Source organism: Hymenobacter psychrotolerans DSM 18569, assembly GCF_900142395.1.
Taxonomy (GTDB): Bacteria; Bacteroidota; Bacteroidia; order Cytophagales; family Hymenobacteraceae; genus Hymenobacter; species Hymenobacter psychrotolerans.
On record NZ_FRAS01000002.1, the window covers coordinates 316,118 to 330,069 of the forward strand.

Here is a 13,952-nt window from a genome sequence, read left to right on the forward strand (position 1 = left end):
CCAACGCCAGCTACTACCGGGCTACGCTCAGCCGAAAATCCTGCAGAAACGCTTCGGCTTCCTCCAGCGTCGTGAATTGGCTGGTTGGGAGGGCGGTTTTCCGGCGCAGCATCTGGGTGAGCCGGCGCATAGAAGGCTGCGGCGAGTGTACTTCCACAACCATGCCCACCCCGGCATGCAGCAGCATTTCCCGCGACGCCTGAAACAGCGGCAGCACCTTCAGATTGGGTCCCAGCGTGCGGCGCAGGTCACAGAGCAGCGTAAACCCCGGCTGCATCTGGCGCAGAGCCCGCTCAATATCAGCCAGATAAAAAGGTAAATCCGGGGCCAGGGTCAGTTCCTCCAGCCGCTCATAAACCAAATGGTTCAGGGTCTCATCCAGGTATATGCGGTATTCAGGACGGTAGGCCACTAGCGGCATAAACAGGTGCTTGGGGTGCGGTTGCGGGAGCAGAAGTCAGGTAAACAGCACAAAACGGAAAAAAGTCCTGAAACTCTCGGTGCGCTTCAATAATGATACCAGCCTGACGGCTTGCAGAACGGTTTTTACCGATAAACTGGTATGTGCCGAGGGCGGTAACCTCCAATTCGCAGAACCTGAGCGACAAGAAACCAGGAAGGCGCTACAGTTAAATTCTGGTAGAGCTACACGCCGGTTGCTGGCAGGCTCAGAATAGCAGACAGAAGCCAGGAAGAGGCTTAGGTGTGACGGAGCATCGGTAGCAGATAATGCCAGGATATATAAAAAAAGGCCCTCAGCGTGCTGCTGAGGGCCTTTTGTGGTCACGTAAGGAGTCGAACCTTAAACCTTCTGATTCGTAGTCAGATGCTCTATCCAATTGAGCTACGCAACCGTTTTAGTGCCTTGCGGATCGTTTATCCGTTTTGGTTGTGCAAAGATAGCAGCTAAAAAACGAGCCGTACAAGAATAGGTGAGGAATTACCCGTTAAAATTTTCGGGCCAGCATGCAAGGTGCTGAAATTCAGGGGAAATTTTTACGCTTCGGGGATGCCTTTGCGCAAGGCACGCTGCAAAGCCCGGTTGAATAGATAGTACAGTCCGAAAAAAGATACTGTCACCAGCACAATCACCAGCACCTTGCCGGTGGTGCCGGTGCCCGGGTCGCGAAGGAGCAGCATAATATCCTGCGCCTTGGTGCCCAGCCAGTAGAAAAACGTGCTGCGCGGCAGCATCCCGACCACCGAAGCCAGCAGAAAATGACGCCGGTTGACGCCCATCACGGCCAGAATAAACGTCATCAGGGCGAAAGGCGTGACCGGCGAAATGCGCAGCAGAAACACCAGCTGCCAGCTGTCGGCCTTCATTTCGCGCATCACGGCATCGGCTTTGGGAAAGTGGCGCAGAAACGTCAGCATTTTGCCGTGGTCGAGGCGGGAGGCAATCTGGTAGCCGGTGAGGGCCGCCAGCGTGTAGGCCACCAGCATGCCCGGAAAACCAACCCAACCAAAGTAGAACCCGGTGATGAGCACGGCTAGGGTGGTGTGCAGCAGCGAAAAGGCCATGGCCAGCCCAATCAGCACAAAGTAGAGCACGCCCTGCAGCAGGGTGGGGTGCTGCAGCAACTCCTGGTTGTTATAGAGAATGAATCCGAGCGACGAGCTGCCCACGAAAGGCAGGCCCGCCAGCAGAATCATGGAGAGCAGGGTAGAGGCATTCTTGCGAAAAAGCTCCCGGAGAAACATCATAAGCGGCAGAAAAACAAACGGGCCGGCGTGGAAGCGCCAGCCCGAAGGTAGAACGTAAGAACGGGCCGGAAGGCTACATGCGCCTGCTGCCTCCGGGAGCCGGCTACTCGTCGTGGGAATTGCTGCCCCCGAAAAACCGCCGGATGGCTGCCCAGCCGGCGGCTACTACCGCCAGAATAATCTTCCAGAATTTGGCCACCAGCGCAAAGGCACCCACTTTGGCCAGCACCTTGCCCGCTACCAGACCGCCAATACCATACGCCGCCACTTCGTCTACCTTGGGGTCGAAGTCCATGTACTGCTGGCCCTTGGCGAATTCCACACTCCGGATAACGGACGGGATGGTGCTGCGGATTTCGGACAGCTGCGGCATGTTGCCGATGGCGTTCAGGTTCAGGACGCCCTTGCGCCCGAGCAGGCGCACGTTGTAGTTGAGCGTAGTGGACTCGGAGCCGCTGAAGCGGAGTTCTTTGGCCCAGTGCAGCACATTCAGCTTGGCGTCGTAGAACGGCTTAGCGGCCCACCCTACCAGCAGAATCCGCTCGTAGCCGGCCGCTTCGCGGTCTGGATTTCCGGCTTCCGTATCGTCCTGCATTTCCTTGAGCAGGTCGTCGTAGTCGATTTCTGCCGCGTCGTCTTTCACATAGCCGGAAGGGTCATACTCGATGGCAAAAGCCCAGTTGTTATCGTCGAGCGGGCCCCGGTCAGCGGGAAACAGCATGCCTAGTGTCTCGCCATTGGGGTTGCCCCACAGCTTGGTCAGCACGTAGTCGCTCTGCTTGGCGTCGAGGCAGCGAAAGCCGGCCGAAACGGTAATCGAGCCAAGACCATCGGGGAAGGCAATGCGGCCGGTCTGATACTGCAGCGTGGCCTGCACCGAGTCGATGTAGGCCTGTTCACCACCGGCGCGGCGCACAGAATCGGTAGGCGCGGGAGTGGCATACGTGGCCAGCTATATGCCCACAGCGGCCGTTAGAAGTAGAAGTTTCTTCAAGCGGGATAGAGTGAAAAAATAAATAGGATTTTGCCGGCAAGTTAAGCAGATAATCAGCCTGCAGCTTCTGATAAATAGATTTTTAAGAGGGTTTTCTGGTGAGCAGCAATTGGCTTTCCCGGCTCTTGCAGCCCTTACGGCCGAAGCTACCCGCGCATACTTACCTTTGCCGGCTATTGCGTAGTATCCCAAACTCCAAGTCCCACACGATGAAATTCGGAACCAAGGCCATTCATGCCGGCGTGCACCCGGACCCCACCACCGGGGCCATCATGACGCCCATCTACCAGACCTCGACTTATGTGCAACGCTCGCCCGGCGACCACAAAGGCTTCGAGTATTCGCGCACGCATAACCCCACCCGCTCTCAGCTGCAGGACGCCCTGGCGGCCCTCGACGGCGGCAAGCACGGCCTCGCATTTGCCACCGGTATGGCGGCCATCGACTGCATTGTGAAGCTGCTGCAGCCCGGCGACGAAGTTATCAGCACCAACGACCTGTATGGCGGCTCCTACCGCCTGTTCACGAAGGTGTATGCCACCTACGGCATCAAGTTTCACTTCGTGCCGATGCACGACATGGCGGCCGTGGAAGCCGCCGTAACGGAGCGCACCAAGCTGATTTGGGTGGAAACCCCGACCAACCCGCTGCTCAACGTTATTGACATTGCGGCGGCTTCGGCCGTGGCCAAAAAGGCCGGCGCGCTGCTGGTTGTCGATAACACCTTCGCCACGCCTTACCTGCAAACGCCGCTGGAACTGGGCGCCGATATGGTGATGTACTCGCTGACCAAGTACATGGGCGGCCACTCCGATACGGTGATGGGCGCCGTGGTAGTAAACGACGACGAGCTGCACCAGCGCCTGAGCTTCTTCCAGAACGCCTGCGGTGGCACGCCCGGCCCCCAGGACTGCTTCCTGGTGCTGCGCGGCCTCAAAACCCTGCACGTGCGCATGCAGCGCCACTGCGAAAACGGCCGCGCCGTGGCCGAGTACCTCAAGGCGCATCCTAAAGTGGAGAAGGTGTACTGGCCCGGCTTCCAGGACCACCCCAACCACGCCATAGCAGCCAAGCAAATGCGCGACTTCGGCGGCATGATTTCGTTCGTGCTCAAAGGCGACCGGAAAGAAGATGCCATTGCCGTGCTGGAGAAGTTCCAGCTGTTCTCGCTGGCCGAAAGCCTGGGCGGCGTCGAGAGCCTCTCGGGCCACCCCGCTACCATGACGCACGCCAGCATTCCGGCCGAGGAGCGCCGCAAAGCCGGCCTTTCCGACTCGCTGATCCGCCTGAGCGTGGGTATCGAGGATGCGGAAGATCTGCTTGAAGATCTGAAACAGGCTATCGGCTAAGCCTGCACCTCGTTGCTGCTGAAATACAAACGGCCGCCTGATCTGGATCAGGCGGCCGTTTGGCGTGATAGGGGGAGCTGCTGCCCGGCGCCCTGGAAACAGATAACAGTGTTACTTGCCGGGAGCCGCCGAATTTGAGTCCAGAATCTTCAGCAGCTCGTTGAGCTTGGGCGTGAGGATGATTTCGGTGCGGCGGTTCAGGGCCTTGTTGGCGGGCGAGTCGTTCTGAGCCACGGGCACGTACTGCGAGCGGCCCGAGGCCGTCACGCGGTCCGGCTGCACGCCGCCGGTAGTAAGCAGCCGCGCAATTTCGGTGGCGCGCAGCACGCTCAGGTCCCAGTTGTCCTGCATGGCGGCAGTCGGGCGGCTGAACGGCACATTATCGGTGTGGCCTTCCACTACCACATTCACATCGGGCTGCTGCTGGAGTACGGTGGCCAGCTGCTTAAGCGCCTCCTGGCCCTTGGGGTCTACCTTGGTGGAACCCGTCTTGAACAACAGTTGCTCCGACAGGGACACGTACACTTTGCCGTCCTTCATCTTCACCTGCAAATCGGTGCCCTGGAAGCCGCGCAGCGCGTTGGCTACGCTGGCGCGCAGGTCATTCACGGCCTTATCTTTCTCGGCCAGCGCTTTTTCCAGCTCCGCGAGGCGGGCTTCGCGGGTTTTCAGGTCGGCGTTGAGCTTGTCGATATCGGCGCGGCTCTTGCGCAGGCCGGCATCCAGCTGGCCCAGCTCGGCTTCGCGGCGGGCCAGGTCCTGAGCCACCTTGTTGTAGTCCGACGACTTATTGGCCAGCTCGCGGTCCGAGTTCTTGAGCAGCTTGTCGTAGGAGTCGGTGAGCTGGGTGTAGAGCTGGCGGGTGCGGCGCAGCGCGTTGCCGGTCTGAGCCGAGTCGTCGGCGAGGCGGCGGTTCTGCAGGCGCATTTCGGCCAGCGCATCGGTTGCTTTCCGCAGCTCCGCTACGGCCGTACGGTGCTGGCGCTCGGCTTCGGCTTTGCCCTGCTCCGTGGAAGCCTGGCGGGCTTTCAGGTCGTCGTACTTTTTGGAGGCTACACAGCCAGGCAGCACCAGCGCCGACAGCAAGGCCAGCGTAAGTAAGTGGGAAGCAGGTTTTTTCACGAAGCAGAGGTTGAAAGGCGAAGAGCGGGCCAGCGCGCGAATTGCCCGCCATATCCCGCGGCAAGGTACTCAGCACCCGGCCCATGTTGCAATGCCGGCCCGGAAAGCAACCGAAATTCAGGTTATATTTGGCCCGCCAATTCGCTGGCTTTGTCTTGCCTCCGCCCACTAGTCACGTTCCCAATGGCCTCCATCACTGCCTCCCTCAGCGCCGAAACCGAAGCGCTGCTCCAGCACGAATGCAAAACCATTGGCAAGGACCTGATTCACCGGCCTGGCCCCGACTTTCTGGACCGTTGCTTTGTGCCTTCCAACCGCACGCCGCAGGTAATCCGGAGCCTGGGCCAGCTCTACAACCACGGCCGCCTGGCCGGCACCGGCTACATGAGCATCCTGCCCGTCGACCAGGGCATTGAGCACACGGCCGGCGCCTCGTTTGGGCCCAACCCGATGTATTTCGACCCCGAAAACATCATCAGGCTGGCAGTGGAAGGCGGCTGCAACGCCGTAGCTACCACGTTCGGTACCTTCGGGACGGTGGCCCGCAAGTATGCCCACAAGATTCCGTTCTTGGTTAAAATCAACCACAACGAGCTGCTGACCTACCCCAATAAGTTCGACCAGGTGCTGTTCGGCTCGGTGGAGGAGGCCTGGAACCTGGGCGCTACGGCCGTGGGAGCCACCATTTATTTTGGCTCCGAAGAATCGAACCGGCAGCTTGTGGAAATAGCGCAGGCCTTCGAACGCGCCCACGAGCTGGGCATGGCCACGGTACTGTGGTGCTATGCCCGCAACAACGCCTTCAAAACCGCTGACAAGGACTACCACGTTGCGGCCGACCTCACGGGCCAGGCCAACCACCTCGGCGTCACGATTCAGGCCGACATTATCAAACAGAAGCTACCCGAAACCAACGGCGGCTTCAGTGCGCTCAAGTTCGGCAAGACGCACCCGGCCATGTACGACACCCTGTCGTCGGACCACCCCATCGACCTGACCCGCTACCAGGTAGCCAACTGCTACATGGGCCGCATCGGCCTCATCAACTCCGGCGGCGAAAGCAAAGGCGCTACCGACCGGGACGAGGCCATCCGGACGGCCATCATCAACAAGCGCGCCGGTGGGCAGGGCCTGATTTCGGGCCGCAAAGCCTTTCAGCGCCCCTTCGCCGAAGGGGTGGAGCTGCTCAACGCTATTCAGGACGTATACCTGGACGATGCCATTACATTGGCGTAATTTCACCAAGGGATGATAATGAAGCGTACGAATTCGTTTCCGCTCTTTGTTTGCAGCCTGCGCCTTGTGCCGGCTGGCACTTCCCTGTTCTTCCTTCTCAATTCCTAATCATAGTATAGAATGTCTTGGTTTAAGCGCGTAGAAAAAGGCATCGTCACGCCGACAGAGGAGAAAAAAGAGACGCCCGACGGGCTGTGGTACAAGTGCCCGGAGTGCAAAACCGTGGCCACGATGGCCGAGCACAAGCGCCTGCTTTCCACCTGCGGCAACTGCAACCACCACGACCGGATTGACGCCGCCGAGTACTTCGAAATTATGTTCGATGGCGGCAAGTTTGAGGAGCTGGACGCTGAGATGCACTCCGGCGACCCGCTGCACTTTGTGGATACCAAAGCCTATCCGCAGCGCCTCGTGGCTACCGAAAAAAACACCGGTCTGCGCGACGCCGTGCGGACGGCCCACGGCCTTTCCAATGGGCAGGGGCTGGTGGTAGCGGCCATGGATTTTCGCTTTATCGGCGGCTCGATGGGCTCGGTGGTAGGCGAGAAGATTGCGCGCGCCATTGACTTCGCCCGCCAGCAGCGTGTGCCCTTCCTGATGATTTCGCGCTCCGGTGGGGCCCGCATGATGGAAGCCGGTTTCTCGCTGATGCAGATGGCCAAAACCTCCGCGAAGCTGGCCCTGCTCTCCGAAGCCGGCATTCCGTACATCTCGCTGCTCACCGACCCCACTACCGGCGGCGTTACGGCTTCCTTCGCCATGCTCGGCGACTTCAATATTGCCGAGCCGGGCGCACTGATTGGTTTCGCCGGGCCGCGTGTTATCAAGGAAACTATCGGCAAAGACCTGCCCAAAGGCTTCCAGAGCGCCGAATTTGTGCTGGAGCACGGCTTCCTCGACTTCATTGTGGACCGCAAACAGCTGAAGCTGAAAATCAGTGACTTGCTGGGGATGTTGCGGCCCGCGGCAATTGCTGCCACTGCGCCGGCTGCAAAAATCACCCAGCGCGCGCTGTAATTCGGCACACTTGTTGAAAATGACTGGTCGGTGCAGAGTTGCTGCCCCTGGAACCAGGACGGGCAGCCGGCTCGGCAGTTCAGGCGGTGTAGGATAGAATCTATAGTTGCCGAACATTTCAAGCCAAACACTAGTAAAGCACGACCAACCTCCCGCTAAACACTCACTCCCAAAACTTCATACAATGAAAACTCCGAAGTCCCTTCTGTCGCTGTTTATGGCGCTGACGCTGCTGCTCGGCTCGTGCGCTACTTCGCAAACCCGCAACCCCAACATTCCGGATGCTCCGACCGGCAACGGCACTGGCCCGCGCAAAACCGGCATGAGCACCACGGCTAAAGGCGGCCTGATTGGTGCCGGCGGCGGCGCTGTAGTAGGTGGCGTACTCGGCCGCGTGATTGGTGGCAAAAACGGTACGGCCGCTGGTGCTATCATCGGGGCTGCTGTCGGTGGTACGGGCGGTGCCCTCATCGGCCGCAAGATGGATAAGCAGGCAGAAGAGCTGCAGCGCGACATGCAGAACGCCAAAGTAGAGCGCGTAGGCGAAGGCATCAAAATCACCTTCGACTCGGGCATCCTGTTCGATACCAATAAGAGCGACCTGCGCGCTGCTTCCATGACGGAAATCCAGAAAATGGCGGAAGTGCTGAAGAAGTACCCCGACACCAACGTACTGATAGAAGGCCACACCGATGCCAGCGGCTCGGATGCCATCAACAACCCTCTGTCGCAGCGTCGTGCTCAGGCGGTAGCCAACTACACGGTAAGCCAGGGTGTAGATGCTTCGCGCATCACGACCAACGGCTACGGCTCGTCGCAGCCTATTGCCGACAACACGACCGAAGCTGGCAAGCAGGCTAACCGCCGCGTAGAAATTGCCATCTACGCCAACGAGAAAATGAAGAAAGCTGCTGAAGCTGGCAAGCTGTAATTCAGCTGCTCTTCCACAAAAAAGGCCGCACAATCTGTGCGGCCTTTTTTTGTGTATTTCGGATAGCGCCGAACTGCGGTGGTAGCTTCGGGAGTAAATTTTTCACTGCGTATGCCCCAGATAAACGGCAGCTTATCAGGAATTTTTGCGAGCCATGAGCCGGCTGGTATAATGGCAATACCGGCTCAAAAGCTCACTTTTCAACAATTTTCGGCAGCTTGTATCGTTTTTGGCAAGGAGGTTGCAAATTGACCTGCTCAAGCGGGCAATGTCTTTGCTCCTTCATTACCAGGCAACGCCTGGTGTTCTTATCCACCCCGAACTTTTTCCACAACCTTTTTCACTCATGAAAAATCTCCGTTCCCTTTTCACCCTTATGATGGCCGTGCTGCTGTTTGGTACCAGCACGCAGGCGCAGGACGCTGGCACTACCACCAAGAAGCCCTGGAGCAAAACTGCTAAAGGTGCCGTAATTGGTGGCTTGGGTGGCGCCGCCGGTGGCGCTGTACTGGGCCGCGTGATTGGTGGCAAATCGGGTACTGCCAAAGGCGCTATTATTGGGGCTGCCGTGGGTGGCGCAGGTGGGGCACTCATCGGCCGCCGCATGGATAAGCAGGCCGCTGAGCTGAAGAAAGAAATGGCCGGCGCCAAAGTAGAGCGCGTAGGCGAAGGCATCAAAATCACCTTCGACTCGGGTCTGCTGTTCGCTAAGAACTCTTCGTCGCTGACTTCATCGGCGCAGGCCAACATTCAGGAGCTGGCCAAAACCCTCATCAAGTACGGCGACACCAACGTTATTGTGGAAGGCCACACCGATACCAGCGGTTCGGACGCCATCAACGACCCTTTGTCGCAGCGCCGGGCCCAGGCGGTAGCCAACTACGCCCAGCAGCAGGGAGTAGACGCTTCGCGCTTCACCGTATCGGGCTACGGCTCGCGCCAGCCCGTTGCTGACAACGGCACTGAAGCCGGCCGCGTGGCTAACCGCCGCGTTGAAATTGCCATCTTCGCTAACGACAAGCTGAAGAAGGCTGCCGAAAAAGGCACCATCTAAGCGTCTGCTGCGCAGGCACTGACCACAAAAAAGGCGGTACCCCCGGGTGCCGCCGTTTTTGTGGTCAGTGGTCAGCAAAATTTAGCCTTACGGATCCGGTGAGTGGCTCCGGCGCAACCCGCCGCTGAGCCCGGCGGTACAAGCCACAATGGCTACTACCGCTACCTATACCTCGCCGCCCGCCGAAAAGACCTGGCAGGACCATCTGCTGCTGAACGAGTTCTATCCGCCCCTGACGCAGGACACGGTCCGCCGCTCGCCGATGCGGGAGCTGATTTCGACGGTTCTCTCGCACCGCACCACCCACGCCGACGAAGAGCTGGCTTACGACCGGATGCTGGAAGCCTTCGGCGACTGGGCCGGGGTGCTGGCCGCGCCTACCGCCGAGCTGGCCCACGCCATCCGCACCACGCGCTGGCCCGACACGCAGGCGCCGCGCATTCAGGAAATATTGCGCCGGATCTGGGCCGAACGGGGGGGATTTACGCTGGACTTTCTGGAAGAATGGCCCACGGAGCGGGGTATGCAATGGCTGAACGACATGCCGGGCATCGGGCTGAAAACGGCCTCGCTGGTGCTGCTCTTCAACTTCCGCAAGCCCGTGCTGCCCGTCGATACGCACGTGCACCGCATTGCGCAGCGCGTGGGCATGATTGGCCCGAAAGCCTCGGCCGATAAAGCGCACCAGGTACTGCTGGAACAACTGCCCAAAGATTCGCTGGTACTGCTCAATTTCCATAAACACAACTACTGGCACGGGCAGCGCGTGTGCCTCTACGCAAAGCCCGACTGCCTCAAGTGCCCTCTCAAAGGCTTCTGCAACTACTATCTGGAGCACTATGGCCCAGCCACTGAGGAAGCCCTAGCTGCCACACCCAAAAAGTGGGACCCTGACTGGGGCGCACTGCCGCACTAAGGAGCCGCTAAGGTAACCGCTGGATTCGCGCACGTAGCGTATCGACCAGTGGGTGCAAATCGGCGGGTATGTTGCGCTTCTGGGTATCGATGAGCCAAAAGCGCGGCGTTTCTGCGTCGGGGAGCGACAGGTAGTAGCCGCCGGCATCAGTAGCGTCGGGTGCGCCGATAGTGCCGTTGGGCAGCTGGAGCAGCTGCGCCGGAATCAGCTGGGGCAGGTCGCGCACCTGGGCATAGTGGCTGGCCTGCAGCGGAACGTACTGGCCAGTGTAGGGCTGGTTTAGACTGGGGTAGCGGTCTGTGGTGTCTTCTTCCACGGTGCCGGCTGCCGTATTGAGGCGGTAGATATCGATGCACCGCTCTCCTTCACAAAACCCGTAAAACTGCCCGAATACCAACTCCCCGTTTATAGGAGAGGTGCTGTCTGCATCCTTTTTACAGGCGGTAGTAAGGGAGGCGGCCAGCAGGCCAGCCAACGAAAGCAGGAGGGAAGGGCGCATAGCAGATAAATAAGGGTGAGCAGTCAGATAGAAGAGCATCCTGAAATACCATAGGTTGCAAAGCATTTACCCGGTTCGGCAGTTATAGCACCTGCGGCTTGGATTCGCGCCGTACCTTCGTTTTCCTATGCGTCTTGTTCATCACCCGGTCCTGTGCAACTACTACGTCACCTACCGGTGCAATGCGCGCTGCTCGTTCTGCGACATCTGGGAGAAACCCTCGCCCTACATTCAGCTGGAGGATGTAGAGCGCAACCTGCGCGACCTGAAGCGGCTGGGTGTGTCGGTGGTGGACTTTACGGGCGGCGAGCCGCTGCTGCACCGCCAGATTCATGAGTTTGTGGCCCTGGCTCATGGCATGGGCTTCATCACGACGCTGACGACCAACTGCCTGCTCTACCCCAAATATGCCGAGAAGCTGCGCGGCAAGGTAGATATGCTGCACTTCTCACTCGATGCCTCCGAAAAGGAAGTGCACGACAAGGGCCGGGGCGTGGCCTGCTATGATTTCGTGCTGGAAAGCATCCGGGTGGCCCGGGAGCTGGGCGAGCGGCCCGACATCCTGTTCACCGTGTTCCGCGAGAACCTGAAGGACCTGGAAGCCGTGTACCGCGACATTACGCAGCCCAACGGCCTGGTGCTGATTCTGAATCCGGCTTTTGAGTACAACACCGTGGAAACCGGCGAGCAGCTGACGGCCGAGGAGCTGGACTATCTGTCGGCTTTCGGCAAGCGCAAGGGCGTATATCTGAACGAAGCCTTTATTCAGCTGCGGCGCGACGGCGGCAACCACGTAGCCGCGCCCGTGTGCCGGGCGGCCAGCACCACATTGGTCATTTCGCCCAGCAACGAGCTGGTGCTGCCCTGCTACCACCTCGGAGAGCGTAAATTTCCTATCGAAGGCAACCTGCACGAATTGTACAACTCTGCCGAGGTGCAGCAGCTGGTTGCGCTGGAAGGGCGCCTGCCGCAGTGTGAAGGCTGTACCATCAACTGCTACATGCAGCCCAGCTTCGCGGTGGAAACCAGCAAATACTTCTGGCAGGCGCTACCCAGCACGCTCAAATACAATTGGGAAAAAGGCACCTGGAAACGGATGCTTGTTCGATAAAGCGGCGCCTGCGCAACTGGCGCCGGCCATTGCAGCGCATCAACTCACCAACTTCCTTCTCAGCTTATGCCCGCACTTATTCTGCCTGTTCAGGGCAAGCACCCCCACATCGGAGCCGACTGCTACGTAGCCGATAACGCCACCATCGTAGGCGACGTGACGCTGGGCGCACAGTGCACCGTGTGGTTCAACGCCGTAATCCGCGGCGACGTGAACAGCATCCATATCGGAGCCAAAACCAATATCCAGGACGGGGCCGTGCTGCACTGCACCTACCAGAAGGCGGCTACTACCATCGGGGCCGGCGTCAGCATCGGGCACAAGGCCATTGTGCATGGCTGCACCGTGCACGACAACGTGCTGATTGGCATGGGCGCCGTTGTGATGGACCACGCCGTGGTAGGCGAAGGCTGCATTGTGGCAGCCGGCGCGGTAGTGCTGGAAAACACCCAGTGCGAGCCTGGCCACCTCTACGCAGGCGTGCCGGCCCGCAAAATCAAGCCCGTGACGGAAGAGCAGCGCCAGAACATGCTGCGCACCGCCGACAACTATGTGCTGTACGCCAGCTGGTTTCAGCACTAGAAGCCTCACGCACTGCCTCTAACGACAGCGGCCCCGTCTACTCAGGCGGGGCCGCTGTCGTTAGAGGCAGTGCGTTACTAAGGCCGGAATCAGAGGTTGGGCAGGCCCTCGTCTTCCAGCTCTTCCTGGGTTAGTTCCCGCGTCACGTTGAGCTGCACCAGCTCCACGGTGCGGCGGGAGCGTTTCAGCACCCGGAACTCGTAGTTGTCGAGCACGGCCACGTCGCCTACTTCCGGAATGTTGCCGTAAATCACGTTCAGCAGGCCGCCCACGGTTTCGTAGTCCTCGCCTTCGGGCAGCGGGAAGGGCAGGTACTCGTTGGCGTCGGAGATGGATGTGGAGGTGTTGACGCGGAACTCACCGGGCGACACTTTCTCTACAACCGGCACCTCGTTGTCGTACTCATCCTGAATTTCGCCCACCAGCTCCTCGATAATATCTTCGATGGTCACGATACCCGACACCCCGCCGAACTCGTCGCTGACGATGGCCATGTGCATGTGCTTGCGCTGAAACTGGCGCAGCAGGCGGTTGATTTTCTTGGTTTCGGGCACGAAGTAGGCCGGGCGCATGATTTTGGGCAGCTCCAGCGGCTCGTTGCGGCGAATAATCTGTAGCAGGTCCTTCACGTAGAGCACGCCTACCACGTTATCGATGTTGCCCTCAAACACCGGAATGCGGGAATAGCCCTCGTTATACACCATCTCCAGGATGCCATCCTGCGGCGTATTCACGTCGATGGCGGCCAGCTTGGTGCGCGGCACCATAATCTGCTTCACCATCCGGTCGTTGAACTCGAACACGTTTTCGAGCAGCTCGTGCTCCGAGTCCTGAATCTCGCCGCTCTGCTTACTTTGGTCGAGCAGCAGGCGAAGCTCTTCGGCGGAGTGCGCTTCTGCCCCATGAATCGGGCGGATGCCAAAGGCGCGCAGAATCAGGCTGGCCAGCCAGTTGAGGAACATAATGGGCAGCTTCAGCACCAGGTAGAACGCCTTCAGGGGTGCCGCCACGGCCAGGCTGGTAGCCTCAGGGCGCTGAATGGCCAGCGACTTAGGAGCCAGCTCGCCAAATACAATGTGCAGAATGGTGATAAGCGCAAACGACGTAGGCAGAGCAATACGGTGGGCCAGCTCGTCGCTCACGTTCAGGTTCAGCGCCTCTACAATGGCTAAAATAATCTGCGATACTACGCTTTCCCCGATCCAGCCCAGGCCCAGCGACGCCAGCGTGATACCCAGCTGTGTGGCCGACAGATAGCCGTCGAGATTGTGCAGGATACCCTGCGTGAGCTTGGCAAACCGGTTGCCTTCCTGCGCCCGTAGCTCGATCTGCGAAAGACGAACTTTAACTATAGCAAACTCTGCTGCTACAAAAAAACCGTTCAACAACACCAGCAGAACGGTAAAAAGGATATTTAAGATCATAGGTCCGGGG

The 13,952-nt window shown here is 59.2% G+C and carries 14 protein-coding genes and 1 tRNA gene; 8 read left to right on the top strand and 7 right to left on the bottom strand.

Annotation, left to right across the window (positions count from 1 at the left end; genetic code table 11):
• Nucleotides 1-13: 13 nt before the first annotated feature.
• The 4 genes from BUE15_RS04245 to BUE15_RS04260 all read right to left on the bottom strand — a co-directional run bounded on the left by BUE15_RS04245 (nucleotide 14) and on the right by BUE15_RS04260 (nucleotide 2,623).
• Entirely contained in the window at nucleotides 14-412 is a 399-nt protein-coding gene (locus BUE15_RS04245; protein WP_139252119.1) for a hypothetical protein, read from the bottom strand.
• Nucleotides 413-780: 368 nt separating this feature from the next.
• A tRNA-Arg gene (locus BUE15_RS04250) sits at nucleotides 781-854 on the bottom strand.
• A 142-nt stretch (nucleotides 855-996) separates the two neighbouring features.
• The gene (locus BUE15_RS04255; RefSeq protein ID WP_084548809.1) at nucleotides 997-1,707 is read right to left on the bottom strand and encodes a TVP38/TMEM64 family protein; all 711 of its coding nucleotides are present in this window, start codon (nucleotides 1,705-1,707) and stop codon (nucleotides 997-999) included.
• A gap of 103 nt (nucleotides 1,708-1,810) precedes the next feature.
• A complete protein-coding gene (locus BUE15_RS04260; RefSeq protein ID WP_073281450.1) occupies nucleotides 1,811-2,623 on the bottom strand; it encodes a DUF2167 domain-containing protein in 813 nt (270 codons plus the stop codon).
• Between the two features lie 263 nt (nucleotides 2,624-2,886).
• On the opposite strand from BUE15_RS04260, the gene BUE15_RS04265 reads away from it, so the two are divergent.
• Nucleotides 2,887-4,050, top strand: coding sequence for a cystathionine gamma-synthase (locus tag BUE15_RS04265; protein WP_262987455.1), 1,164 nt, complete (start codon nucleotides 2,887-2,889; stop codon nucleotides 4,048-4,050).
• Nucleotides 4,051-4,161: 111 nt separating this feature from the next.
• Here BUE15_RS04265 and BUE15_RS04270 read toward each other — a convergent pair whose 3' ends face one another.
• Nucleotides 4,162-5,172 carry an OmpA family protein gene (locus BUE15_RS04270; RefSeq protein WP_073281452.1) on the bottom strand — a complete coding sequence of 337 codons (1,011 nt, stop codon included), beginning with the start codon at nucleotides 5,170-5,172 and terminating at the stop codon, nucleotides 4,162-4,164.
• A gap of 183 nt (nucleotides 5,173-5,355) precedes the next feature.
• On the opposite strand from BUE15_RS04270, the gene BUE15_RS04275 reads away from it, so the two are divergent.
• From BUE15_RS04275 to BUE15_RS04295, 5 genes are all read left to right on the top strand, one after another.
• Complete coding sequence (locus BUE15_RS04275) at nucleotides 5,356-6,408, top strand: class I fructose-bisphosphate aldolase (RefSeq protein ID WP_073281453.1); 1,053 nt, start codon at nucleotides 5,356-5,358, stop codon at nucleotides 6,406-6,408.
• A 120-nt stretch (nucleotides 6,409-6,528) separates the two neighbouring features.
• On the top strand, nucleotides 6,529-7,425 hold the full coding sequence (gene accD / locus BUE15_RS04280; protein ID WP_073281454.1) for an acetyl-CoA carboxylase, carboxyltransferase subunit beta: 897 nt from the start codon (nucleotides 6,529-6,531) through the stop codon (nucleotides 7,423-7,425).
• 184 nt (nucleotides 7,426-7,609) lie between these two features.
• Nucleotides 7,610-8,356 carry a YiaD family glycine zipper/OmpA-like lipoprotein gene (locus BUE15_RS04285; protein WP_244535872.1) on the top strand — a complete coding sequence of 249 codons (747 nt, stop codon included), beginning with the start codon at nucleotides 7,610-7,612 and terminating at the stop codon, nucleotides 8,354-8,356.
• Between the two features lie 346 nt (nucleotides 8,357-8,702).
• Nucleotides 8,703-9,410, top strand: coding sequence for a YiaD family glycine zipper/OmpA-like lipoprotein (locus BUE15_RS04290; RefSeq protein WP_073281455.1), 708 nt, complete (start codon nucleotides 8,703-8,705; stop codon nucleotides 9,408-9,410).
• A 148-nt stretch (nucleotides 9,411-9,558) separates the two neighbouring features.
• Nucleotides 9,559-10,326 carry an endonuclease III domain-containing protein gene (locus BUE15_RS04295; RefSeq protein WP_073281456.1) on the top strand — a complete coding sequence of 256 codons (768 nt, stop codon included), beginning with the start codon at nucleotides 9,559-9,561 and terminating at the stop codon, nucleotides 10,324-10,326.
• A 7-nt stretch (nucleotides 10,327-10,333) separates the two neighbouring features.
• Here BUE15_RS04295 and BUE15_RS04300 read toward each other — a convergent pair whose 3' ends face one another.
• Entirely contained in the window at nucleotides 10,334-10,825 is a 492-nt protein-coding gene (locus BUE15_RS04300; RefSeq protein ID WP_073281457.1) for a hypothetical protein, read from the bottom strand.
• A 127-nt stretch (nucleotides 10,826-10,952) separates the two neighbouring features.
• On the opposite strand from BUE15_RS04300, the gene BUE15_RS04305 reads away from it, so the two are divergent.
• Together BUE15_RS04305 and BUE15_RS04310 are read left to right on the top strand one after the other, a co-directional pair.
• Nucleotides 10,953-11,936 carry a radical SAM protein gene (locus BUE15_RS04305; RefSeq protein WP_073281458.1) on the top strand — a complete coding sequence of 328 codons (984 nt, stop codon included), beginning with the start codon at nucleotides 10,953-10,955 and terminating at the stop codon, nucleotides 11,934-11,936.
• A 66-nt stretch (nucleotides 11,937-12,002) separates the two neighbouring features.
• Nucleotides 12,003-12,518, top strand: a complete 516-nt coding sequence (locus BUE15_RS04310) for a gamma carbonic anhydrase family protein (RefSeq protein ID WP_073281459.1) — start codon at nucleotides 12,003-12,005, stop codon at nucleotides 12,516-12,518.
• A gap of 89 nt (nucleotides 12,519-12,607) precedes the next feature.
• On the opposite strand, the gene BUE15_RS04315 is transcribed toward BUE15_RS04310, so the two are convergent.
• The gene (locus tag BUE15_RS04315) at nucleotides 12,608-13,942 is read right to left on the bottom strand and encodes a hemolysin family protein (protein WP_073281460.1); all 1,335 of its coding nucleotides are present in this window, start codon (nucleotides 13,940-13,942) and stop codon (nucleotides 12,608-12,610) included.
• Nucleotides 13,943-13,952: the final 10 nt, after the last annotated feature.